Below are 18,857 nucleotides of genomic sequence, written 5' to 3' on the forward strand. Positions count from 1 at the left end.
ACGGTGAGCCGACCCGGTGAGCCGACCCGGTGAGCCGACCCGGTGAGCCGACCCGGTGAGCCGACCCGGTGAGCCGACCCGGTGAGCCGACCCGGTGAGCCGACCCGGTGAGTGGGTCGGGGCTGCTGGGGCCTGGGCCGGTCGGGGTGGTGCGGTGGGTCAGCGGCCGAAGTCGGAGTCTTTGGGGACTTCCAGGTCGGACTTGGCGAGTTCCTCGATGTTGACGTCGCGGAAGGTGACGACCTTGGCGTTCTTGACGAAGCGGGCGGAACGGTAGACGTCCCAGACCCAGGCGTCGGCCATCGTCACCTCGAAGTACACGTCGCCACCCTCGGTGCGGACCTTGAGGTCGACCGCGTTGCACAGGTAGAAGCGCCGTTCGGTCTCCACGACGTACTTGAAGATCCCGACGACGTCCTTGTACTCCCGATAGAGCTGCAGCTCCATATCGGTCTCGTACTTCTCGAGGTCGTCAGCGCTCATGCCTGCACCTCGCTACGCTCGGCTCCGGCCTGAGCGCTAAGGGGCGCTGCGTTACTGGTTCGCTCGCTACGCTCACTCACAGGCTCTCCACTCCGGTGGGACTGGTCACATTCTGTCCCATATCGGGCCGCAGACTGCGGCGGACATTCTCGAACCGCCGTCGATGTTGCGGGCACGGGCCGTATTCGTCCAGTGCCGCCTGGTGTTCAGGCGTGCAGTAGCCCTTGTGGATCCCGAACCCGTACTGCGGGTACACCTTGTCCCAGTGCTCCATCACCCGGTCCCGGGTCACTTTGGCGATCACAGACGCCGCCGCGATACAAGCCGCCACGCGGTCACCCTTCCAGATCGCCAGGCCCGGTACGTCGAGGCCGTCGACGCCGAAGCCGTCGGTCAGCACGTACGACGGCCGGACGTCGAGTCGGAACAGCGCCCGCCGGAGGGCTTCCACGTTGGCGACGTGCATCCCGAGGCGGTCGCACTCGGTGGACTCGATGGAGACCACCGACCAGGCGAGGGCGCGTTTGCGGATCTCGTCGTAGCACCGGTCGCGGGCCTTGGCGGTGAGGAGCTTGGAGTCGGCGAGCTCGGGGATCTGGCCGCGCTTGCCGTCGGGCAGGATCACCGCGGCGGCGACCAGCGGGCCGGCGCACGGTCCGCGCCCGGCCTCGTCGACGCCGGCGATCGGGTCCAGGCCGACGCGGCGCAGCGCCCGCTCGTACCCGTACAGGCCGGCGTCCCGCCGGACCGTGCTCCCCCGCGGCAACTCGCTCATGCAGCCCTCCGCATCACACACCCCACCCTAGGCAGCCCCGCCGACCAAGTCCGCAGCAGGTCCGCACCCGGGACGACGGCAGTCGTACGGGCAGCGTGGAGGTCCGGGTACGGGATGCCGGTACCGAGATCGCGGCGGTGAAGACGAAGGCTGGAAGGTGTTGCCGGGGCCGGTGGGCGAGAGGTTGAGAGAGGCACCGGGGATTCGCTCACTTGGGTGGTGGGGTGAGGGAGATCGAGGGTTTGTCCGGGGCAGGCCCGGGCGCTGGAACGGCTTTGAAGGTATCCGGTACGCCGAGTTTGCCCCAGCGGCCCGCGGGCCAGACGATCATGATCGCCCGGCCGGTGATCTTGTCCATCGGAACGAATGCCGCGTCGCCCTGATTGCCGCCGTCGGCGTCGGTGTCCTGCAGATGGACGCGGGAGTCCCCGGAGGCGGAGCGATGGTCACCCATCACGAACACCCGGCCGGCCGGGACGGTGACCTGGAACTCCATCTGCGACGGCGCGTCACCCGGATACAGATAGCTGGTCTCGTCGAGCGGCTGACCGTTCACGAGCAGCCGGCCCTTGGAGTCACAGCAGGCGACCTTGTCCCCCGGCATGCCGATCAGGCGCTTGATCAGGTGACCGTGGCTGGAGTCCGGCAGCAGGCCGACGACCTCGAAGAACCGGCCGATCGAGCCGCGCTTCTGGCCGCTCTCCTCCGGGCCGAGCCAGCCGCCCGGATCCTCGAAGACGACCACGTCACCGCGCTTGACGTCGGTGAGCTTCTCGACCACGACCCGGTCCCCGACCAGCAGGGTGTTCTCCATCGACTCGCTCGGGATGATGAACATCTGCCCGACGAACGCCCGCAGGATCGACGAGACGATCAGGGCCCCGACCACGATCAGCACGAATTCGCGGGCCGCCGCCCCGAAGCCTGAGCGGTGGGCGGATTTGGCGTCCGTCTTGGTCGGTGTATCGGTCACTTCTTCAGCCCCGGCTTCTTGAAGGTTTCCGGAGGACGCAGCATCGTCATCCGGTCAGACGGCCAGATTACGCAACAGGCCCGGCCAACCACGTTCTCGACCGGCACGAATCCACCACCGGGGCCGCCCATATGGGCACGGGAGTCGGCGGATTCGGCGCGGTTGTCGCCCATCACCCACAGGTGGCCGGGCGGCACCACCACGCTGAACGGTACCTCCGACGGCTTGGCGTCCTTCAACAGGTACTCACGTTCGTCGAGCGGGATCCCGTTCACCGTGATCTGGCCGGCCTTGTTGCAGCAGACCACCTTGTCACCGCCGATGCCGATGACCCGCTTGACCAGGTGTCCCTCGCCGCTGCGCGGCAGGATGCCGACGAACTCACCGACCTTGCGGAACGGACCGGGCTCGGGCTGTGCCTCGTTCAGCCAGTTGCCGGGGTCTTTGAAGACGATGATGTCGCCGCGGTCGACGTCCCGGTGCAGATAGCTGATCTTCTCGGCCAGGATCCGGTCGTCCTTGGTCAGCGTGTCGTACATCGACTCCGACGGGACGTAGAACGCTTCCGCGACGAACAGCCGCAGCACCACCGTGATGACGAGTGCGAGCACCGTCACGGTGGTCATCTCGACAAGCAGACTGAGCAGCGGATTCCGCTGCTTCAGCCTGCGGTGACGTCCTTTGCTGCGACGTGCCCTCTGTGCTGGGCGAGGGCGAGCGCGAGTCGCAGTGCTCGGCGCCATAGGTGACCGTCGTCGTCAGTGGCGCTCAGGAGGCCGGGACGTCCCGCTTCTCCTTGATCTTGGCTGCCTTGCCGCGCAGCTCGCGCAGGTAGTACAGCTTGGCCCGGCGGACGTCGCCGCGGGTCACGACCTCGACCTTCTCGACGATCGGGGTGTGCAGCGGGAAGGTCCGCTCCACGCCGACGCCGAAGCTGACCTTGCGGACCGTGAAGGTCTCCTGCAGGCCACCACCCTGGCGCCGGATCACGACACCCTGGAACACCTGGACGCGGGACCGGTTGCCCTCGACGACCTTGACGTGCACCTTGACGGTGTCACCGGGACGGAAGGCGGGGATGTCGTCGCGCTTGCTCGCGTTGTCGAGCTCGTTCAGGATGTTGCTCATCAGGTGTCTCTTCCTCGCGCGTGCCACAGGTCACCCACGAATGTCGTGGTGATGAAGTCATCAAAAGGCTGCCGGTCGGTGGTCACCCCCTGTGGCAGGAGCACCGAAGGGCAGCAACGAGCAATCTTGCCACACCGCCCCAGCGGATCCGAAATCAGCGCCGCTTGCGACGCTTGGCGAGCAGGACCAGCTCGACCTTCGCGGTCTGTTGCTCCCGTCTGATCTCACGGTAACCGGCCTTCCGGTACAGCGCGAGGTTGCGCTCACTCTCCGCACCGGTGTTCAGCTCGTACGTCGTGACCTCGGCCGGCGCGAGCTTCTCGGCCACCTGCAGCAGCCGTGCACCCAGCCCGCGGCCCTGCCAGTCCGGTGCGACGACAAGCCGCTCGATGCGCCCCACCGAGCCGTCCACGGTCAGCTGGACCGAGCCGACGATCCTGGTGCCCGCGACCGCCTTCAGTACGCCGCCCCGCCCAAGGCGCTCAACACTCGCGGTCGGCTCCTCCGTCAGCGGCGGGATGCTCAGGTCGTCGTAGATCCGGCCCTCCGACAGGAACGACGCCAACTGGAGTGTGTGGATCTCCCCCGCGTCAGCCTCCGTGGCGGGCAGGACCCGGACCTGCGACGCCGCATCGTCCTTCCCCGCAACCGCATCGCCCCATGCCGCGAGCAGATCAGGCCGACGTTCCGCAGTACGGCGTACCGACTCGTCGTGGCGCCACTGCGCGATCAGACCGTGGTTCCCGGAGAGCAGTACGTCGGGTACGTCGTACCCGCGCCAGCTCGGCGGCTTCGTATAGACCGGGTACTCGAGTAGGCCGTCGCCGGAGTGGGACTCCTCGGCGAGGGACTCCGGGTTGCCGATCACCCCCGGCAGGAGGCGAGCCACTGCCTCGACCATCACGAGTACGGCGACCTCTCCGCCGTTGAGCACGTAGTCGCCGATGGAGACCTCGTCGACGCGCATCCGCTCACCGGCGTACGACGCCACCCGCGCGTCGATGCCCTCGTACCGGCCACACGCGAACGCGAGCCATGGCTCGGCCGCGAGCTCGTAGGCGAGCTCCTGAGTAAAAGGACGGCCCGCGGGCGTCGGCACGATCAGTCTCGGCTGCGTCGGACCGTCCACCGGCGCGATGGCGTCGAGGGCCTCACCCCACGGCTCCGGCTTCATCACCATGCCCGCGCCACCGCCGTACGGGGTGTCGTCGGCGGTCCGGTGCCGGTCGTGGGTCCAGTCGCGCAGATCGTGGACATGGATGTCCAGGAGACCGCTCTTGGCCGCTTTGCCGACCAGGGAGACGTCGAGTGCGGCCAGGTACTCCGGGAAGATCGTGACGACGTCAAGCCTCATCGGTCGGGACCACCTCGGCGCCCTCCGGGTCCAGCAGACCTGGCCGGTCGGCCACGACGACGTACTGCTTGTCCACGTTGATCTCCGGGACCAGCTGCTCGACCAGCGGCACGAGTACGACGTTGCCGGCCGGGCGGCGGATCTCCAGCAGGTCCTGGGACGGCAGGTGCACGACGTCGACCACCTCGCCGGCCTCGACACCGTCGGACGTCCGGACGGCGAGGCCGATCAGTTCACGGTCGTAGTACTCGTCCGGGTCCTCGGGGCGCTCATCCTCGTCCACCTCGGCCAGCACGACCAGGTTGCGCAACTGCTCGGCCGCGGTCCGGTCCGGCACGTCGGCGAACTTCACCAGCAGCCGACCACTGTGCCACCGGCTTGCGGCCACGGTCAGCGTCCGCGGCACTTTCGAGTCCGTCACCAGGGTCGCGCCGTCCGCGAACCGCCGGTCCGGCTCGTCCGTCCGGACGTCGACCCCGACCTCGCCCTTGATCCCGTGCGCCCGGCCGATCCGCCCGACAGTCACCAACACCCGCACAAACCTTTCTCTGCAGACACGACGATTCACCTGAGGAGTCACCTGAGGATAGGGCGAAGGGCCGCACCCGGTGGGGTGCGGCCCTTCGGGGACTGCTGCGAGTCAGCGGCGCGGGCGCCGGTTGAGCTCGTCGACGAAGTCGATGCGCAGGGAGGACTCGGAGCTGAGGGCGCCGACGACGGTACGGATCGCGGTGGCGGTGCGGCCGTTGCGGCCGATCACCTTGCCGATGTCGTCGGGGTTGACGTGCACCTCGAGGGTGCGGCCACGCCGCAGGTTCCGGGCCCGGACGCTGACGTCGTCGGGGTTGTCCACGATGCCTCGGACCAGGTGCTCGAGCGCCTCGGTCTCCATCATGGTCAGGCCTTGGCGTCGTCGGCCGGCGCGGCCTCGGCGGCAGCCTCGGCCGGGGCCTCAGCGGCCTCGGCCTTCGGCTCCTCGGCCTTCGGCTCCTCGGCCTTCGCCTCGTCAGCCTTGGGCGCGTCGTCCTTCTTCTCGGCCGTCTTCTTGGCCGCGGTCTTCTTGGCGGTGACGGCCTCGGTCTTCAGCGTGCCGTGCGCCTCGGCGAGGGCCTCGTTGAAGATCTCCTGCTTGTCCCGCTTCGGCTCCTTGACCCGCAGCGGCGCCGGAGCGGCCTCACCCTTGAACTTCTGCCAGTCGCCGGAGGCCTTGAAGATCGCCTCGACGGCCTCGGTCGGCTGCGCGCCGACGCCCAGCCAGTACTGCGCCCGGTCCGACTCGACGTGGATGAACGACGGCTCGGTCTTCGGGTTGTACTTACCGATCTCCTCGATGGCGCGGCCGTCACGCTTGGTGCGGGCGTCCATCACGACGATGCGGTAGTGCGGCGCACGCTTCTTGCCGATGCGCTTCAAACGGATCTTGACTGCCACGTTTGTGGGGTCTCCCTCGGATTACATGTCTGGGTGAGCAGCACAGCGTCGTGGGGACAACGGGTGACCACTCGAATGGGCCGAACCAGGCAGTGGAGTTAGAGGGCTGCACGAACCTGGACGGACTCAGCCGACCATTCTGCCAGATGGTGGGGTACGCCGACCAATCCGGTGTCAAGCCCGGAACCGGGACAGCCCCGGCAACTGCCCGGCGTAGGAGTCCAGCAACTTCCGGGCGGCGGTCACCGAGTCGATCAGAGGATGCCAGGCGAAGGCCCGCAGCGCGGCGTCCCGGGAGCCGGAGGTGGCAGCTTCGATGGTCGACCGCTCGACGGCCTTCACCGAACAGACCAGTCCGGCCTGGTGGTCCGTGAGCTGGGACACAGTGACCGGGAGTGCGCCGTTGGCGTCGACCGTGCAGGGGATCTCGACCACCGCATTGTCGTCCAGGTGGTGCAGCACGCCGCGGTTGCGCACGTTCAGGATCAACGACGCCCGCTCGTTGTGTGCGATCGCCCGCATCAGCGACAGCGCGACCTGTTCATACCCACCGGCTGCCATGTCGCGTTCGTCGCGCTCCCCCGCGTCGGCGACCTCACGGCTCTCCACCATGTACGTCGACTCACGCTCGGCCCGCGTCTTCTGCCAAAGCTCCAGCGCCCGCTCCGGATGCTCAGCCGTCTCCGCGTAGAACGCGGACTGCTGCTCCAACAAGAACGTCCCCCGCGTCTGCTTCACCGCTTGTACGGCGGCCAGCGTCTCCCGGGCGAAGTAGTAGTAATGCAGGTACTCGTTGGGGATCGAGCCGAGCGACCGCAGCCAGTCGGCCCCGAACAGCCGTCCCTCCTCGAAGGAGGACAGCGCGTCGGACGACTCGAGGAGCGCGGGCAGCCGGTCGACGCCGCCGGACCGCAACCCTCGCAGCCAGCCGAGGTGGTTTAGCCCCGCGTAGTCGTAGAACGCGGTCGACGGATCCACGCCGAGCGCAAGCGCCGCTCGCCGGCCGAGCCCCGAAGGTGAGTCGCAGATGCCGATCACGCGGTCCCCCAGGTACGGGATCATCGCCTCGGTCACCATGCCGGCCGGGTTGGTGAAGTTGATGACCCAGGCCTCGGGTGCCACCGCGGCGATCCGCTGGGCGATCTGCACCGCGACCGGCAGGGTCCGCAGGCCGTAGGCGATGCCACCCGCCCCGACGGTCTCCTGCCCCAGGACGCCGAGGTCCAGCGCCACTCGTTCGTCGACCGTCCGGCCCTCGAGTCCGCCGACGCGGATCGCGGAGAAGATGAAGTCCGCGCCCTGCAGTGCGTCATCCAGATCGGTCGTCTCGGTCACCACTGGTGCATCGGCCGCACCGGCCGCCTGCTGACGCAGGACCGCGCCGATCGAGGCCAGCCGCGTCCGGTCGGCGTCGTACAGCACCACCGAGGTGATCCGGCCGGGACCGCGGTCGCCGAGTAGCGCCTGGTAGACGAGCGGGACCCGGAACCCACCGCCGCCGAGGATCGTCAGTCTCACGCCAGCACCACCTGCACGCCCGCCTCCGTCAATTGGGCCCGGGTCGCCTCGTCGGCGCCGGGCTCGGTCACCACCATGAACAGCTCGGCCGGTTCGCACACCCGTGCGACCCCGTGCCCGGGAAACTTCGTCTGGTCGGCGAGCAGCACCACGCGGTCGGCGGCCTGGATCATCGCGCGCTTCACCGGCACCTCGATCATCGTGCTGTCCATCACCCGCCCGTCCGGCCGGACACCGCTGGTGCCCAGGAACAGCCAGTCGACATGGATCTGCCGCAGGCTCTCCTCAGTCAGATACCCCACCAGCGACCGATAACTCCGCCGGACGAACCCGCCGAGCACGATCAACTCGATCTGCTCGTCGTTCTCCAACTCCTCGAGTACGGCGAGGTTGCTCGTCACCACTGTCACCGACCGGCCGTGCAGATGCTGCGCGACGCGCAGGGCGGTCGTGCCGATGTCGAGCAGCACCGACTCGCCGTCGCTCACCAACTCCGCGGCCCGGCGCGCGATCCGGTCCTTCTCCTCGGCATGGACGGCGTTCACGTCCGCGAACGGCTCGTCGCCGCCGTCGACCGCGAGCGCACCGCCGTACACCCGGGTGAGGCGGCCTTCGGCGTGCAACTGCTCGAGGTCGCGGCGGATGGTCGCCTCACTGACGCCGAGCTTGGACGCCAGCACTTTGACGCCCCCGGCCCCGTCGGCCCGGAGCGCGCGAATGATCTGGTCCTGTCGCTGCTTCGGAAGCACACGCAGACCGTATCACGCAAACTCTGTCATTTTCAGTCAAAGTCGTGATCAGGTATTGCGGATCTTGCGTAGTAGATTCAAGATTCATGCACGAGTTTGATCGACCCTGCAGATCTATGGAGTGTTTATGAGTGAGCTGGACGTCGTTGTGTCCGGCCTGGTCTTCCAGGACCTGGTGCTCAGCCTGCCCACTCCGCCGCGCCCGGGGACCGAGGTGTGGGCCACCGGCTCCCAGGAGAGCCCCGGCGGCATCGCGAACTTCGCCGTCGCCCTGGCCCGGCTGGGGCTCCGGACCGGACTGGCCGCGGCCTTCGGCGCGGACCCGGAGGGCGACCGCGTCTGGGACAGCCTGACCGCGGAAGGCATCGATCTGACTCTCTCCCGCAAGCTCGTCGGCTGGCAGACCCCGCTGACCGTGGCCCTCGCCTACGCGGGCGATCGGGCACTGGTCACGCGGGGCACCCCTCCCCTGCTGTCGGCCGACGAGCTGATCACCGCACCGCCGGCCGCCCGAGCCGTCGCCGCCCACATCGGACCCTGGCCGAACGAGTGGCTGGCGAAGGCGAAGGCGGCCGGCTGTGTGGTGTTCGCCGATGTCGGGTGGGACCCGTCGGAGCAGTGGGACCCCGCGGTCCTCGACCAGCTCGAGCACTGCGACGTGTTCCTGCCGAACGCCGAAGAGGCCATGAACTACACCCGGACGGACACTCCGGAGCAGGCACTCCGGCGGCTGGCGGACCAGGTGCCGTTGGTCGTCGTGTCCGACGGTGCCGCGGGAGCCCTTGCACTCGACGCCCGTACCGGCGAGCAGGTCGCCGTACCCGCGTACCAGGTCCCGGCGGCGGACACCACCGGGGCGGGTGATGTGTTCGCCGCCGGTTTCATCGCCGCCACGCTGTGGGAGCTGTCGCTCGAGCAGCGCGTTCGGTTCGCCGCCCTCGCAGCGGCGCTGTCGGTCACCCGGCTCGGCGGCGCCGATGCGGCGCCCCGCTGGGCGGACCTCGCGGCCTGGCAGGCCGCGCACCCCGAAGACCACCACCTCCAAGCGCTGATCAGCGCCCACTCAGGAAGGTAGAACCAATGGAGCTCTCACGTCGGACGCTGCTCGGGGGCTTCACCGCCGTGATCGGCGGATCCCTGGTCGGCTGCTCGTCCGGGATGGACACCGGGACGACGACGAAGAAGAACACCACCACTGAGCTGACGATGTGGTGCTGGCCGGGCGGTCTGGGCAAGTCCGTGCTCGACGACACCATCGCGCACTTCCCCGACCCGAAGATCAAGTACTCCGAGATCGGCGGAGACTTCAAGCAGAAGCTGATCACCACGTTCAACGGCGGGACCGGGATCCCGGACATCACCGGTCTCAAGGGCGAGGACATCGCCTCGCTGCTGCCGCAGGCCGACCGGTTCGTGGACCTGAAGACGGTCGGCGCGGACTCGATCCTCGGCGACTACCTGGACTGGAAGGTCGCGCAGGCGACGACCTTGGACGGCAAGGTGCTCGGGCTGCCGATCGACGTCGGCCCGACCGCCCTGTTCTACCGCGAGGACGTCTTCGCGGCCGGCGGACTGCCGAGCGACCCGGCCAAGGTGGCCGAGCAGATGAAGACCTGGGACGACTTCTTCGCCGCCGGGGTCGAGCTGAAGAAGGCGAACCCGAAGGCACCGCTGGTCTGGGACGCCACCGACCTGTACGACATGGTCGTCGGCCAGGGCACCGAGCGGTACATCTCCAAGGACAACAAGTTCATCGGCGACCAGGACCACATCCGCAAGGCCTGGGACACCTCGGTCAAGGCGATGACGCTGAAGATCGACGGCAAGACGCCGAGCGGCAGCCCGGACTGGAACGCCGGCCTCGACCAGGGCACGATCCCCGCGCACATCGGTGCCGCCTGGGTCGCGCTGGACATCAAGTCCGCGGTCAAGACCAGCGTCGGCAAGTGGCGGCTGGCCCCGACGCCGAGCGGCCCGGCCAACTTCGGCGGCTCGTTCCTCGCGATTACCAAGAACGCGGCCGACCCGCAGAAGGCGTTCGAGGTGATCAAGTACATGCTCAGCCCGGACAACGAGGCGAAGGCCTTCGCCGACGCGCAGATCTTCCCCTCCGCCCCGGGCGCGTACGACAAGGCGCAGCTGAAGGCGGCCGACCCGTTCTTCGGCGGGCAGGTGCCGATCGACACCTTCGGCCCGGCCGCCAAGTCCATCCCGGTGGCGTACCAGAGCCCGTTCGACGACGCCGTCGCCGCGCCGTTCCACGACGAGCTCAAGACCGTGCAGACCGGCTCGAAGACCTCCGACGCCGCCTGGACCTCCGCGGTCTCGAAGGCGAAGGCGATCGCCAAGCGGCAGGGGGTGCAGTGACCGGAACGGCGACCGTGCCGCGATCGACCGCGCCGCTGACCGGGTCCCCTGCCGGTCGGCGGCGCGGCCGGGGGATCTGGTCGTACTGGCGGTTCTACCTGGCGCTGTCGCCGTTCTACCTGTTGTTCGCGGTCTTCGGGCTGTACCCGATGCTGTCGACGATCGTGCTGGCGTTCCAGCGCTGGGACGGCCTGAGCGCCCGCCGGTTCACCGGCCTGGACAACTTCCGGTTCCTGGTCGAGGACCCGACGTTCTGGCTGGCGCTGAAGAACACCGTCGTCCTGTTCCTGATGTCCACGGTCCCGACGCTGGCGATCGCCCTCGTGCTCGCGGTGATGCTGCAGTCCGCCGTACGGTTCACGAACGTCTACCGGATCGCGTACTTCATCCCGAACGTCACGTCGCTGGTCGCGATGGCGATCTTCTTCAGCTCGGTGTTCAGCACGAACTTCGGCCTCGTCAACGCCGCTCTGCGCTCGCTCGGCATCCCGCAGCAGGACTGGCTCGGCCAGCCGTGGGGGATCAAGATCGCGATCTCGACGATGATCGTGTGGCAATGGGTCGGGTACAACACGCTCATCTATCTGGCCGGTCTGCAGGCGATCCCACGGGAGCAGTACGAAGCGGCCAAGGTCGACGGTGCCGGCGCCGTACGGACGTTCTTCTCGATCACGCTGCCGCAGCTGCGACCGGTGGTGCTGTTCACCGTGGTCATCTCGACCATCGGCGGACTGCAGACCTTCACCGAGCCGCAGGTGATGGTCGGCAACAGCGGCGGCACCGGCCAGAGCGGCATGACCGTGGTGCTGTTCTTCTACCGGGCCGCGTTCCTGGACAACGACTACGGGTACGCCGCCGCGATCGCGCTCAGCATCTTCCTGCTCGTGCTGTTGTTCACCGCAATCAACTGGCGGATCTTCCGCGGGCGAGGAGAGGACCGATGACGCGTTACCGGCTGCGCGGTCTCGCGCTGCACGCTGCCCTCGTGCTGGCCCTGTTGGTGTTCATGTTCCCGTTCGCCTGGACCATCATCATGGCGTCGAACAGTACGGCGGACATCTACCGGTTCCCGCCGAAGTTCAGCTTCGGCTCGCAGTTCGACGACAACGTCCGCCAGGTGCTCGCGAACGTGGCGTTCTTCCAGTCGATGGCCAACACCGCGATCGTGGCGATCTCGACGACGCTGCTGGTGCTGTTCTTCGACTCGCTGGCCGCGTTCACGTTCGCCAAGTTCCGGTTCCCCGGGCGGCGGGTGCTGTTCGTCGTCCTGTTGGCGACGATGTTGCTGCCGGCCCAACTGGCCGCCGTACCGCAGTTCCAGACGATGGCGCTGCTCGGCTGGGTCGGCTCGCTCAAGGCGCTGATCATCCCCGGGGCGGCGAACGCCTTCGGCATCTTCTGGATGCGGCAGTACTTCCAGAACTCGATCCACGACGAGCTGGTCGAGGCGGCGACGCTGGACGGCTGCGGGTTCATGGGCACCTACTGGCATGTCGCGCTGCCGTCGGCCCGCCCGGCGCTGGCGTTCCTCGGCATCTTCACGTTCGTCGCGTCCTGGAACGACTACATGTGGCCGCTGATCGTGCTCACCAACCCCGACCACCTCACGTTGCAGGTGGCGCTGTCCACGCTGAACCGCGCCCACGGCGTCGACTACAGCATGGTGATGACAGGCGCGTTGATGGCGATGGTGCCACTCGTCATCGTCTTCGCGATCTTCGCGCGCCAGTTCATCAAGGGCGCGACTGAGGGCGCAGTACGGGGATGAGAACGGCGATCAGGATCAGGGCGTTCCCCGCGGCCCCCGTGAGGAAGTCGGCCGGAGATTGCCCTTCGGTCCAGGCAGGAATCGCGCCGATGATGCCGAGGACCGAATAGGTCACCGTGGCCGCGGTCAACCACGTCTTGGTTCTGGCGTCGACCGCGGCCAGGGCCGACCAGGCGAGTCCGATCGCCACGATCGAGTGCAGTGCCGCCAGCGGGGTGACGGTGAAGAACGAGATGCCGTCGCCGTGCGTGATCGACGGGCTCACCAGCATCAGCACGACGCCACCGACGGCGATGGCCGCGGCCGGCGGCGGAACCGGCAGGAGCGGCCAGCTCCGCGGCCGCAGCACGATCAGGAGTGCGGCGGCCAGGCCGATGGCGATCGCGGTCGAGGCGATCCACGTGCCCGTTTCGAGGTAGGAGATCCCGCCGCCGAGGATCAGCAGACCGCCCTGGATCATCGCCACGGCGCAGCCCGCCACGACTCCGAGCGCGACCGTTCCTGCCGACCGCGCGAACAGGCTCGCCAGCAAGGCGACGACCGAGCCCACGATCGCCGGGTCGTACCAGGTGCGATACAAGTGCCACCCGGTGTTGTCGGCGTCCTTCCACAGATAGCGGGAGTACTGCGCTCCCGGCCAGTTCAGGTAGACGAGAAGTCCCGAGCCGGCGACCAGTACGGCGATCAGCCACCAGGGCGGCGCGGATTCGGCCTCGCCGGTGGTGGGGGCCGGCGGCGTGGTCTCAGGCTCGCGGGCGGCGGGGGCCGGCGGCGTGGTCTCAGGCTCGCTGGTGGCCCGGACCGGCGGCGTGGTCTCAGGCTCGGCGGTGGCCTGGACCGGTGGCGAGGTGACCACCTGCGCGGCGACCGCCTGCGCGGCGAGCGCGGCGGGTTCGACGTGCGGTGGCTCCGGCTGGGGTGCCGGTTGGGGTGGGCCTGGTTCTGGTTCGGGAGGTGGTGGCGGAGGTTCGGACTCGGTGTCCGGCATGGTCAGGTGGACCGGGATCGTCAGGTCGCACGTAGGTCCGGTGAGGATCACCGATGCCTCGTCGTCTCCCACCTCGTCGGCCCGGACCCGGATGACCGGCCCGTCCTGCTCCGCCGTGAGCCAAGGGACGCTCGCTGACGCCACCGCGGTCAGTGCGATCGGCGTACCCTCCAACCGGATCTCGCCCGAACGCGTCGTACCGAGGTCGAGGACCGCGGGCGTCACCCGCGGAACGCCGTCGGTCAACGCGTCCGTGGCGGCCTCCGCGACCCGCCGGCTGTCGTCGTCCACCATCGGCTGCAGCGCCTGCCACGCGGCGTAGGCCTGGCTGAGGTCGGTCGCGCCCAACCGCTCGCGCAGGTAGTCGACCACGCCGAACCTTGCCGCCGGCAACGGACTCTCCATCGCCTCGATCAGTTCGGGTGCGAGCGGCGCCGGGGTGATCCGGCGGATCCGGCTGCGGGCGATCAGCAGTTCGCCCTGGGACCCGAACGTCCACATCTGCGGGTTCTGGTTCGGAGTGACGCGGTGGACCCGATCCGTCACGTACCCGACCAGTTCGGTGAGGCCGACCCACCCGTCGCCGTCGCGATCCGCCTCGCCGGTCGTCAACCCGTCCACGACCGCACTGCTGAACACCGAGGGAGCCGGCGCCGCGTCGGTCGCCAACTGACCACCCTCGAAGGCGTACTCCATCGCGCTGGACGCGGTCACCACCACCCGCCCGCGACCGCCGCCTACCTCGGCCTGGCCGGCGAAGGCGTCGCGGACCTGTGCCTCACCGGCCGCGCGGACGACCATGCCGCGCGGGAACGCGCCGCCGTAGCAACAGTCCAGGAACAACGCGATCCGCTGCGCTCTGCTGTCCGCCATCTGCCGGTTGACGAAATCCGCGGCGACGGCGGTCGACGCGAGCCTGGTCGGCATCGTGTCCGCGACCGCGAGGAACAACTCACCGGCCGCGTTCTTCAAGCCATGGCAGGAGAAGTGCAGCAACAGCAGGTCCTCCGGCGCCCGGTCGGCGAAGAAGTCCTCGACCGCGAACCGGATCTCCTGCGCCGCCTCGTTGTGCAGGACCTTCACCTCGAACCCACCGACCGCCGGGTCGGCGAGCACCTCGGCCAGCGCGGCCGCGTCCTGCGCCGGCGCGATCAGGCGCCGCAGCCCGGGATCGTCGTACTGGTCGTTCGCCACGACGAGCGCGAAGCGGGAGCCGTCCATCTCACACGTCCGCTCCAGCATGACGTCGTACGAACGCGTCGACGAGCTGCTGCTGCACCTCGTCACTGGCGCCGGTCAGCTCGATCGTGTCACCGTCGATCGCGAGCTTCACTGACCGCCCGGTCCCGGACCTGCGCAGCCACTCCCGGATCACCGTCACGACGGAGCCGAGCACCTGCAGCCCTGGCGCCAGTGAGACGCTCAGCACCCCCGCTATGGCAGCCAGGCCACCCCGCGAACCCTCCGGTGCGTCCCCCTCTCCGTACGGCTCGACCGAACGGACGTCGAGCATCAGCAACTCCTGCCGGAGCAGCAGCGCCAGCACCTCGAGCTGTTCCTCGCTGGCCTCGTCGTCGACAACCCCGACCTGGACTTCCTCGCCCATGGCCCCTCCCCACCACCCCCAGGCCGACGTTTCAACCATGCGCCCCGGACGGCTCCGCCGACAAGCACGCGGACGGCTAGGCTTCGGGAACTGGAGCAGCCGGAGTTGCGTCGGAGGGTCGTCATGGTGGGCAAGCGGGGACGGGTGATCGGCCGGATCGCACCGGGGATCGTCGGCGAAGTGATGCTGCCGGTCCGGGGTGCCACCGAGGCCTTCTACGCTTACCCCGCGACCGGCGAGGTGATCGAGGTGGGCACGCAGATCGTCGTGGTCGACTTCGACCCGCCGCGCACCGTCTATGTCGCTCGGGCCATCTAACTTTCTTTCCCTGGAGGGGAAATGCTCTGGACGTACCTGATCATCGCCGCGGTGGCGGTGGTCGTGCTTCTGATCCTGTTCCGGATGGTCTGGCGGGTGGCGGAGCCGAACGAGGCACTGATCATCTCCGGCCTCGGCGCGCACTCGAGCACGGAGCAGGTGAACGAGACCCTCGGCTTCAAGATCGTCGTCGGCCGCGGCACCGCCGTGCTGCCGGGCTTCCAGACGGTACGGCGGCTGCCGCTGGACATCCGCGCCACCCCGCTGACCGTCACCTGCGTGTCCAGCCAGGGCATCCCGCTGCACATCAAGGGCGTCACGGCGTACAAGGTCGGTGACGACTACGGCTCGATCGCGAACGCGGCCCGGCGGTTCCTGGAGCAGAGCGACGAGCAGGTGATGAGCACCATCCACGAGCTGTTCGCCGGTCACCTGCGGGCGATCGTCGGCTCGACCACGGTCGAGGAGATGCTGCACGACCGGGAGACGCTGACCACGAACATCCGCGGCTCGCTGGCCGGCGACATGGAGAAGCTCGGCCTGGTGGTCGACTCGCTGCAGATCCAGGAGATCGACGACGAGTCCGGCTACATCCGCAACCTCGGCCGTCCGCAGGCCGCCGCGGTCGAGGCCGCGGCCCGGATCGCGCAGGCCGAGCGGGACCGCGAGGCGACCGAGCGCGAGCAGGTCGCGGCCGCGGCCAAGGCCGCCGCGGTCCGGCAGAGCTCGATCGCCCAGGCCGGGTACCAGGCCGAGGTCGACCAGGCGAACTCGAAGGCGTCGCAGTCCGGTCCGCTGGCCGAGGCGCTGGCCCGACAGGAGGTCGTCGTCGCCGAGACGGAGACCGCGAAGCTGAACGCGTCGCTGGCCGAGAAGCAGCTCGAGTCGTCGGTGCTGAAGCCGGCCGACGCCGAGGCGTACAAGCAGCGCACGCTGGCCCAGGCCGCCCGGGACGCGCAGATCGCGGCCGCCGAGGCGAACGCCCGGGAGGTCCAGCTGCGCGGTGAGGCCGAGGCGAAGGCGACCGAGCTGACCGGTAAGGCCGAGGCCGCCGCGGTTCAGGCGAAGGCGATGGCCGAGGCGGCCGGTATCAAGGCCCGGGCCGAGGCGCTGGCCACCAACACCGACGCGGTCGTCGCGCAGCAGCTGGCCGAGGCCTACCCGCAGATCGTCGCCGCGGCGGCGGGCTCGTTCGAGAAGGTCGGCAACATGGTGGTGCTCAACGGTGCCCAGGGCATCGAGGACACGCTGGTGAAGACCATCACGATGGGCGGCTCGGGGTTCGCGCTGGCCAAGCAGCTGATCGACTCGCTGAGCGCCCCGAAGAACGACAAGCCGCTGCTGGAGTCGGTGCCGGACGAGACGGCCTGACATTCAACTACCGGTTCCGCGCTCCTGCTCGGTGCCGCCACGCTGGTGGCGGCACCGAGCACGAACAACTGGTGGTCGAAGCTCCGCGACCAGGGTGGGTTCATCACCAACATCTACATCGACTACCCCTCCGCGCAGCTTCCCGGCGTGCCTATCTGTTGAGCTAGAGACCCAGGTGCGCCAGGACGGCGAGAACCCGGCGGTGACCGGAGTCGGTCGGCGGCAGGTCGAGCTTGAGGAAGACGTTGCCGACGTGCTTGTGGACGGCACCTTCGGAGATCACCAGCTTCTCGGCGATCGCCGTGTTGCCGAGTCCCTCCGCCATCAGCGCGAGGACCTCGCGTTCGCGGGGCGTGAGGCGGTCCAGCGGGCTGCTCCGCTTGACCATCAGCTGGCTGACCACCTCCGGGTCGAGTACGGTCCCTCCGGCGGCCACCCGGCGTACCGCCTCGAGGAACTCGTCGACCCGGGACACGCGGTCCTTCAGCAGGTAGCCGACGCCTTCGCTGCCGGCGGCGAGGAGCTCGGCCGCGTAGATCTCCTCGACGTACTGCGAGAACACCAGCACCGGGAGCCCGGGCCGGACCCGGCGGGCCTCGATCGCCGCGCGGAGACCCTCGTCGGTGAAGGTCGGCGGGAGGCGTACGTCGACGATCGCGATGTCGGGACGCTGATCGCTCATCACCTTGGCGAACCCGTCGGCGTCACCGGCCACCGCGACCACCTCGAAGCCGGAGTTGCCGAGCAGCAGACCGAGGCCCTCGGCCAGGATCGGGTTGTCCTCGAGGATCACGACCCGCACGGGAGGATCACCTCGACCGTGGTCGGCCCGCCGATCGGGCTCTGCAGCTCCAACTGGCCATCGATCGCCTCCACCCGGTGGAGCATGCCATGCAGTCCGCTCCCCCGGCCCAGCAGGTCGGACTGCTCGTTGATCCGCGCTCCACCGATCCCGTCGTCGGTGATCGCGAGGTAGAGCTCCGCACCGCGCCGCTCCATCCGTACGTCGACGTGCCCGGCGGCGGAGTGCTTGGTGATGTTGGTGAGTGACTCGGCGACGACGAAGTACGCGGCGGCTTCGACCGCGGCCGGGACGTCGCCCAGCTCGCCCATCCGGAGATCCACCGGCAGTGGGCAGCGAGCGCAGAGCGCGGAGACCGCGCCGGCCAGACCACGGTCGGCGAGGATCGGCGGGTACATGGTCCGGAGTACGCCGCGTAGCTCGTTCATGGCCTGCTCTGCGCCGTCACGGGCGTCGTCCAGCAACTTGGCGGCCTTCTCCGGGTCCTCGGCCATGGTCTGCTTCGCGATGCCGATCCGCATGGCCAGCGAGACCAGTTGCGCCTGAGTGCCGTCGTGCAGGTCGCGTTCGATCCGGCGTAGCTCCGCTCCGTGCGAGTCCACCGCCCCGGCCCGGCTCCTGGTCAGCTCCTCGACCCGCTGCGCGAGTCTGGCGGTCTCCAGCTCGGAGTCAGTGGGTGCCAGCAGGTTGCGGACCGCATGGGCGTGTCCACGCGCCACCAACGGAGCCAACCAGCCCAGGGCGAGCAGGCTGCCGACAATCTGCGCCGGGCCGTTGGTGAGCGCCTCGGTCCAGCTGTCCACGTCGACACCGTTGAGCGTGAAGTTGCCCGGGGAGAGCTTCCACAGCAGCATGCCGACGACTGCTGCCGGTACGCCGACCACTCCGTAGACCACGACGAACAGTTCCGGGATCATGGCGAGCGGCATCAGCAGCAGCCACAGGCTGCGCTTGAAGGACCTGTCCCTGAACAAGGCGACCACGTCCCCAGGCCGGCGCGGCGCGGCCGCCGGCAGCGGCGGGCCCGATGGCACGCCGAGGTACCTGGCCGCGCGCTCGCGCTCGCTGTTGGCCAGCCGCACCAGTGCGCCGGTGAACGGCGGGATCAGCCAGCCGAGCAGCAGTCCGTTGGGCAGCGCGAGTAACAACAGCAGTGCGCGCACGTAGCGGATCGCCAGGTAGGCACTGGCCCGGCCGCCTCGCGCGAGGATGTTCGTCACCATGGC

General features: G+C 68.9%; 21 protein-coding genes. 6 read left to right on the top strand and 15 right to left on the bottom strand.

Going from position 1 to position 18,857, the window contains the following annotated elements; translation table 11 throughout:
- Positions 1–159 precede the first annotated feature (159 nt).
- From ACZ6O0_RS26875 to ACZ6O0_RS26925, 11 genes are all read right to left on the bottom strand, one after another.
- Positions 160–483 carry a DUF2469 domain-containing protein gene (locus ACZ6O0_RS26875; protein ID WP_012922325.1) on the bottom strand — a complete coding sequence of 108 codons (324 nt, stop codon included), beginning with the start codon at positions 481–483 and terminating at the stop codon, positions 160–162.
- A 76-nt stretch (positions 484–559) separates the two neighbouring features.
- A complete protein-coding gene (locus tag ACZ6O0_RS26880) occupies positions 560–1,258 on the bottom strand; it encodes a ribonuclease HII (protein WP_465767757.1) in 699 nt (232 codons plus the stop codon).
- A 208-nt stretch (positions 1,259–1,466) separates the two neighbouring features.
- Positions 1,467–2,231 (bottom strand): signal peptidase I, encoded by a 765-nt coding sequence (gene lepB / locus ACZ6O0_RS26885; protein ID WP_465767758.1) that lies wholly within the window; start codon positions 2,229–2,231, stop codon positions 1,467–1,469.
- Positions 2,228–2,857 (bottom strand): signal peptidase I, encoded by a 630-nt coding sequence (gene lepB / locus ACZ6O0_RS26890; RefSeq protein ID WP_465767759.1) that lies wholly within the window; start codon positions 2,855–2,857, stop codon positions 2,228–2,230. The genes lepB (ACZ6O0_RS26885) and lepB (ACZ6O0_RS26890) overlap by 4 nt, the downstream gene beginning before the upstream one ends.
- Before the next feature lie 142 nt (positions 2,858–2,999).
- Positions 3,000–3,359, bottom strand: coding sequence for a 50S ribosomal protein L19 (rplS, locus tag ACZ6O0_RS26895; RefSeq protein ID WP_131355015.1), 360 nt, complete (start codon positions 3,357–3,359; stop codon positions 3,000–3,002).
- A 154-nt stretch (positions 3,360–3,513) separates the two neighbouring features.
- Positions 3,514–4,713: a tRNA (guanosine(37)-N1)-methyltransferase TrmD gene (gene trmD, locus ACZ6O0_RS26900; protein WP_465767760.1), complete on the bottom strand. Its 1,200-nt coding sequence runs from the start codon at positions 4,711–4,713 to the stop codon at positions 3,514–3,516.
- A complete protein-coding gene (rimM, locus tag ACZ6O0_RS26905) occupies positions 4,703–5,245 on the bottom strand; it encodes a ribosome maturation factor RimM (protein WP_465767761.1) in 543 nt (180 codons plus the stop codon). The genes trmD and rimM overlap by 11 nt, the downstream gene beginning before the upstream one ends.
- Positions 5,246–5,353: 108 nt before the next feature.
- Positions 5,354–5,605, bottom strand: coding sequence for an RNA-binding protein (locus ACZ6O0_RS26910; RefSeq protein WP_465768285.1), 252 nt, complete (start codon positions 5,603–5,605; stop codon positions 5,354–5,356).
- A gap of 5 nt (positions 5,606–5,610) precedes the next feature.
- Entirely contained in the window at positions 5,611–6,144 is a 534-nt protein-coding gene (gene rpsP / locus ACZ6O0_RS26915) for a 30S ribosomal protein S16 (protein WP_465767762.1), read from the bottom strand.
- A 174-nt stretch (positions 6,145–6,318) separates the two neighbouring features.
- Positions 6,319–7,662: a 6-phospho-beta-glucosidase gene (locus ACZ6O0_RS26920; protein WP_465767763.1), complete on the bottom strand. Its 1,344-nt coding sequence runs from the start codon at positions 7,660–7,662 to the stop codon at positions 6,319–6,321.
- Entirely contained in the window at positions 7,659–8,411 is a 753-nt protein-coding gene (locus ACZ6O0_RS26925; RefSeq protein ID WP_465767764.1) for a DeoR/GlpR family DNA-binding transcription regulator, read from the bottom strand. The genes ACZ6O0_RS26920 and ACZ6O0_RS26925 overlap by 4 nt, the downstream gene beginning before the upstream one ends.
- A 127-nt stretch (positions 8,412–8,538) precedes the next feature.
- Between ACZ6O0_RS26925 and ACZ6O0_RS26930 the strand changes: the two genes are divergently transcribed.
- Genes ACZ6O0_RS26930 through ACZ6O0_RS26945 form a run of 4 tightly spaced genes read left to right on the top strand, consistent with a single transcriptional unit; the run spans position 8,539 to position 12,546 of the window.
- Positions 8,539–9,486 (top strand): carbohydrate kinase family protein, encoded by a 948-nt coding sequence (locus tag ACZ6O0_RS26930; RefSeq protein WP_465767765.1) that lies wholly within the window; start codon positions 8,539–8,541, stop codon positions 9,484–9,486.
- Between the two features lie 5 nt (positions 9,487–9,491).
- A complete protein-coding gene (locus ACZ6O0_RS26935; RefSeq protein ID WP_465767766.1) occupies positions 9,492–10,778 on the top strand; it encodes an ABC transporter substrate-binding protein in 1,287 nt (428 codons plus the stop codon).
- Positions 10,775–11,722: a carbohydrate ABC transporter permease gene (locus tag ACZ6O0_RS26940; protein WP_465767767.1), complete on the top strand. Its 948-nt coding sequence runs from the start codon at positions 10,775–10,777 to the stop codon at positions 11,720–11,722. The genes ACZ6O0_RS26935 and ACZ6O0_RS26940 overlap by 4 nt, the downstream gene beginning before the upstream one ends.
- A complete protein-coding gene (locus ACZ6O0_RS26945) occupies positions 11,719–12,546 on the top strand; it encodes a carbohydrate ABC transporter permease (RefSeq protein ID WP_465767768.1) in 828 nt (275 codons plus the stop codon). Before ACZ6O0_RS26940 ends, ACZ6O0_RS26945 begins: the two co-directional genes overlap by 4 nt.
- Here ACZ6O0_RS26945 and ACZ6O0_RS26950 read toward each other — a convergent pair.
- Positions 12,512–14,821: a caspase family protein gene (locus ACZ6O0_RS26950; protein WP_465767769.1), complete on the bottom strand. Its 2,310-nt coding sequence runs from the start codon at positions 14,819–14,821 to the stop codon at positions 12,512–12,514. The genes ACZ6O0_RS26945 and ACZ6O0_RS26950 overlap by 35 nt on opposite strands.
- Positions 14,757–15,140 (bottom strand): hypothetical protein, encoded by a 384-nt coding sequence (locus tag ACZ6O0_RS26955; protein WP_465767770.1) that lies wholly within the window; start codon positions 15,138–15,140, stop codon positions 14,757–14,759. The genes ACZ6O0_RS26950 and ACZ6O0_RS26955 overlap by 65 nt, the downstream gene beginning before the upstream one ends.
- 123 nt (positions 15,141–15,263) lie before the next feature.
- On the opposite strand from ACZ6O0_RS26955, the gene ACZ6O0_RS26960 reads away from it, so the two are divergent.
- Positions 15,264–15,458 (top strand): hypothetical protein, encoded by a 195-nt coding sequence (locus ACZ6O0_RS26960; RefSeq protein ID WP_465767771.1) that lies wholly within the window; start codon positions 15,264–15,266, stop codon positions 15,456–15,458.
- Positions 15,459–15,479: 21 nt separating this feature from the next.
- Complete coding sequence (locus ACZ6O0_RS26965) at positions 15,480–16,829, top strand: flotillin family protein (RefSeq protein ID WP_465767772.1); 1,350 nt, start codon at positions 15,480–15,482, stop codon at positions 16,827–16,829.
- 163 nt (positions 16,830–16,992) lie between these two features.
- Here ACZ6O0_RS26965 and ACZ6O0_RS26970 read toward each other — a convergent pair whose 3' ends face one another.
- Together ACZ6O0_RS26970 and ACZ6O0_RS26975 are read right to left on the bottom strand one after the other, a co-directional pair.
- Positions 16,993–17,631: a LuxR C-terminal-related transcriptional regulator gene (locus ACZ6O0_RS26970; protein WP_465767773.1), complete on the bottom strand. Its 639-nt coding sequence runs from the start codon at positions 17,629–17,631 to the stop codon at positions 16,993–16,995.
- On the bottom strand, positions 17,619–18,854 hold the full coding sequence (locus ACZ6O0_RS26975; protein ID WP_465767774.1) for a sensor histidine kinase: 1,236 nt from the start codon (positions 18,852–18,854) through the stop codon (positions 17,619–17,621). Before ACZ6O0_RS26975 ends, ACZ6O0_RS26970 begins: the two co-directional genes overlap by 13 nt.
- Positions 18,855–18,857 lie beyond the last annotated feature (3 nt).

The sequence above is a fragment of the Kribbella sp. NPDC048837 genome, from assembly GCF_055586945.1.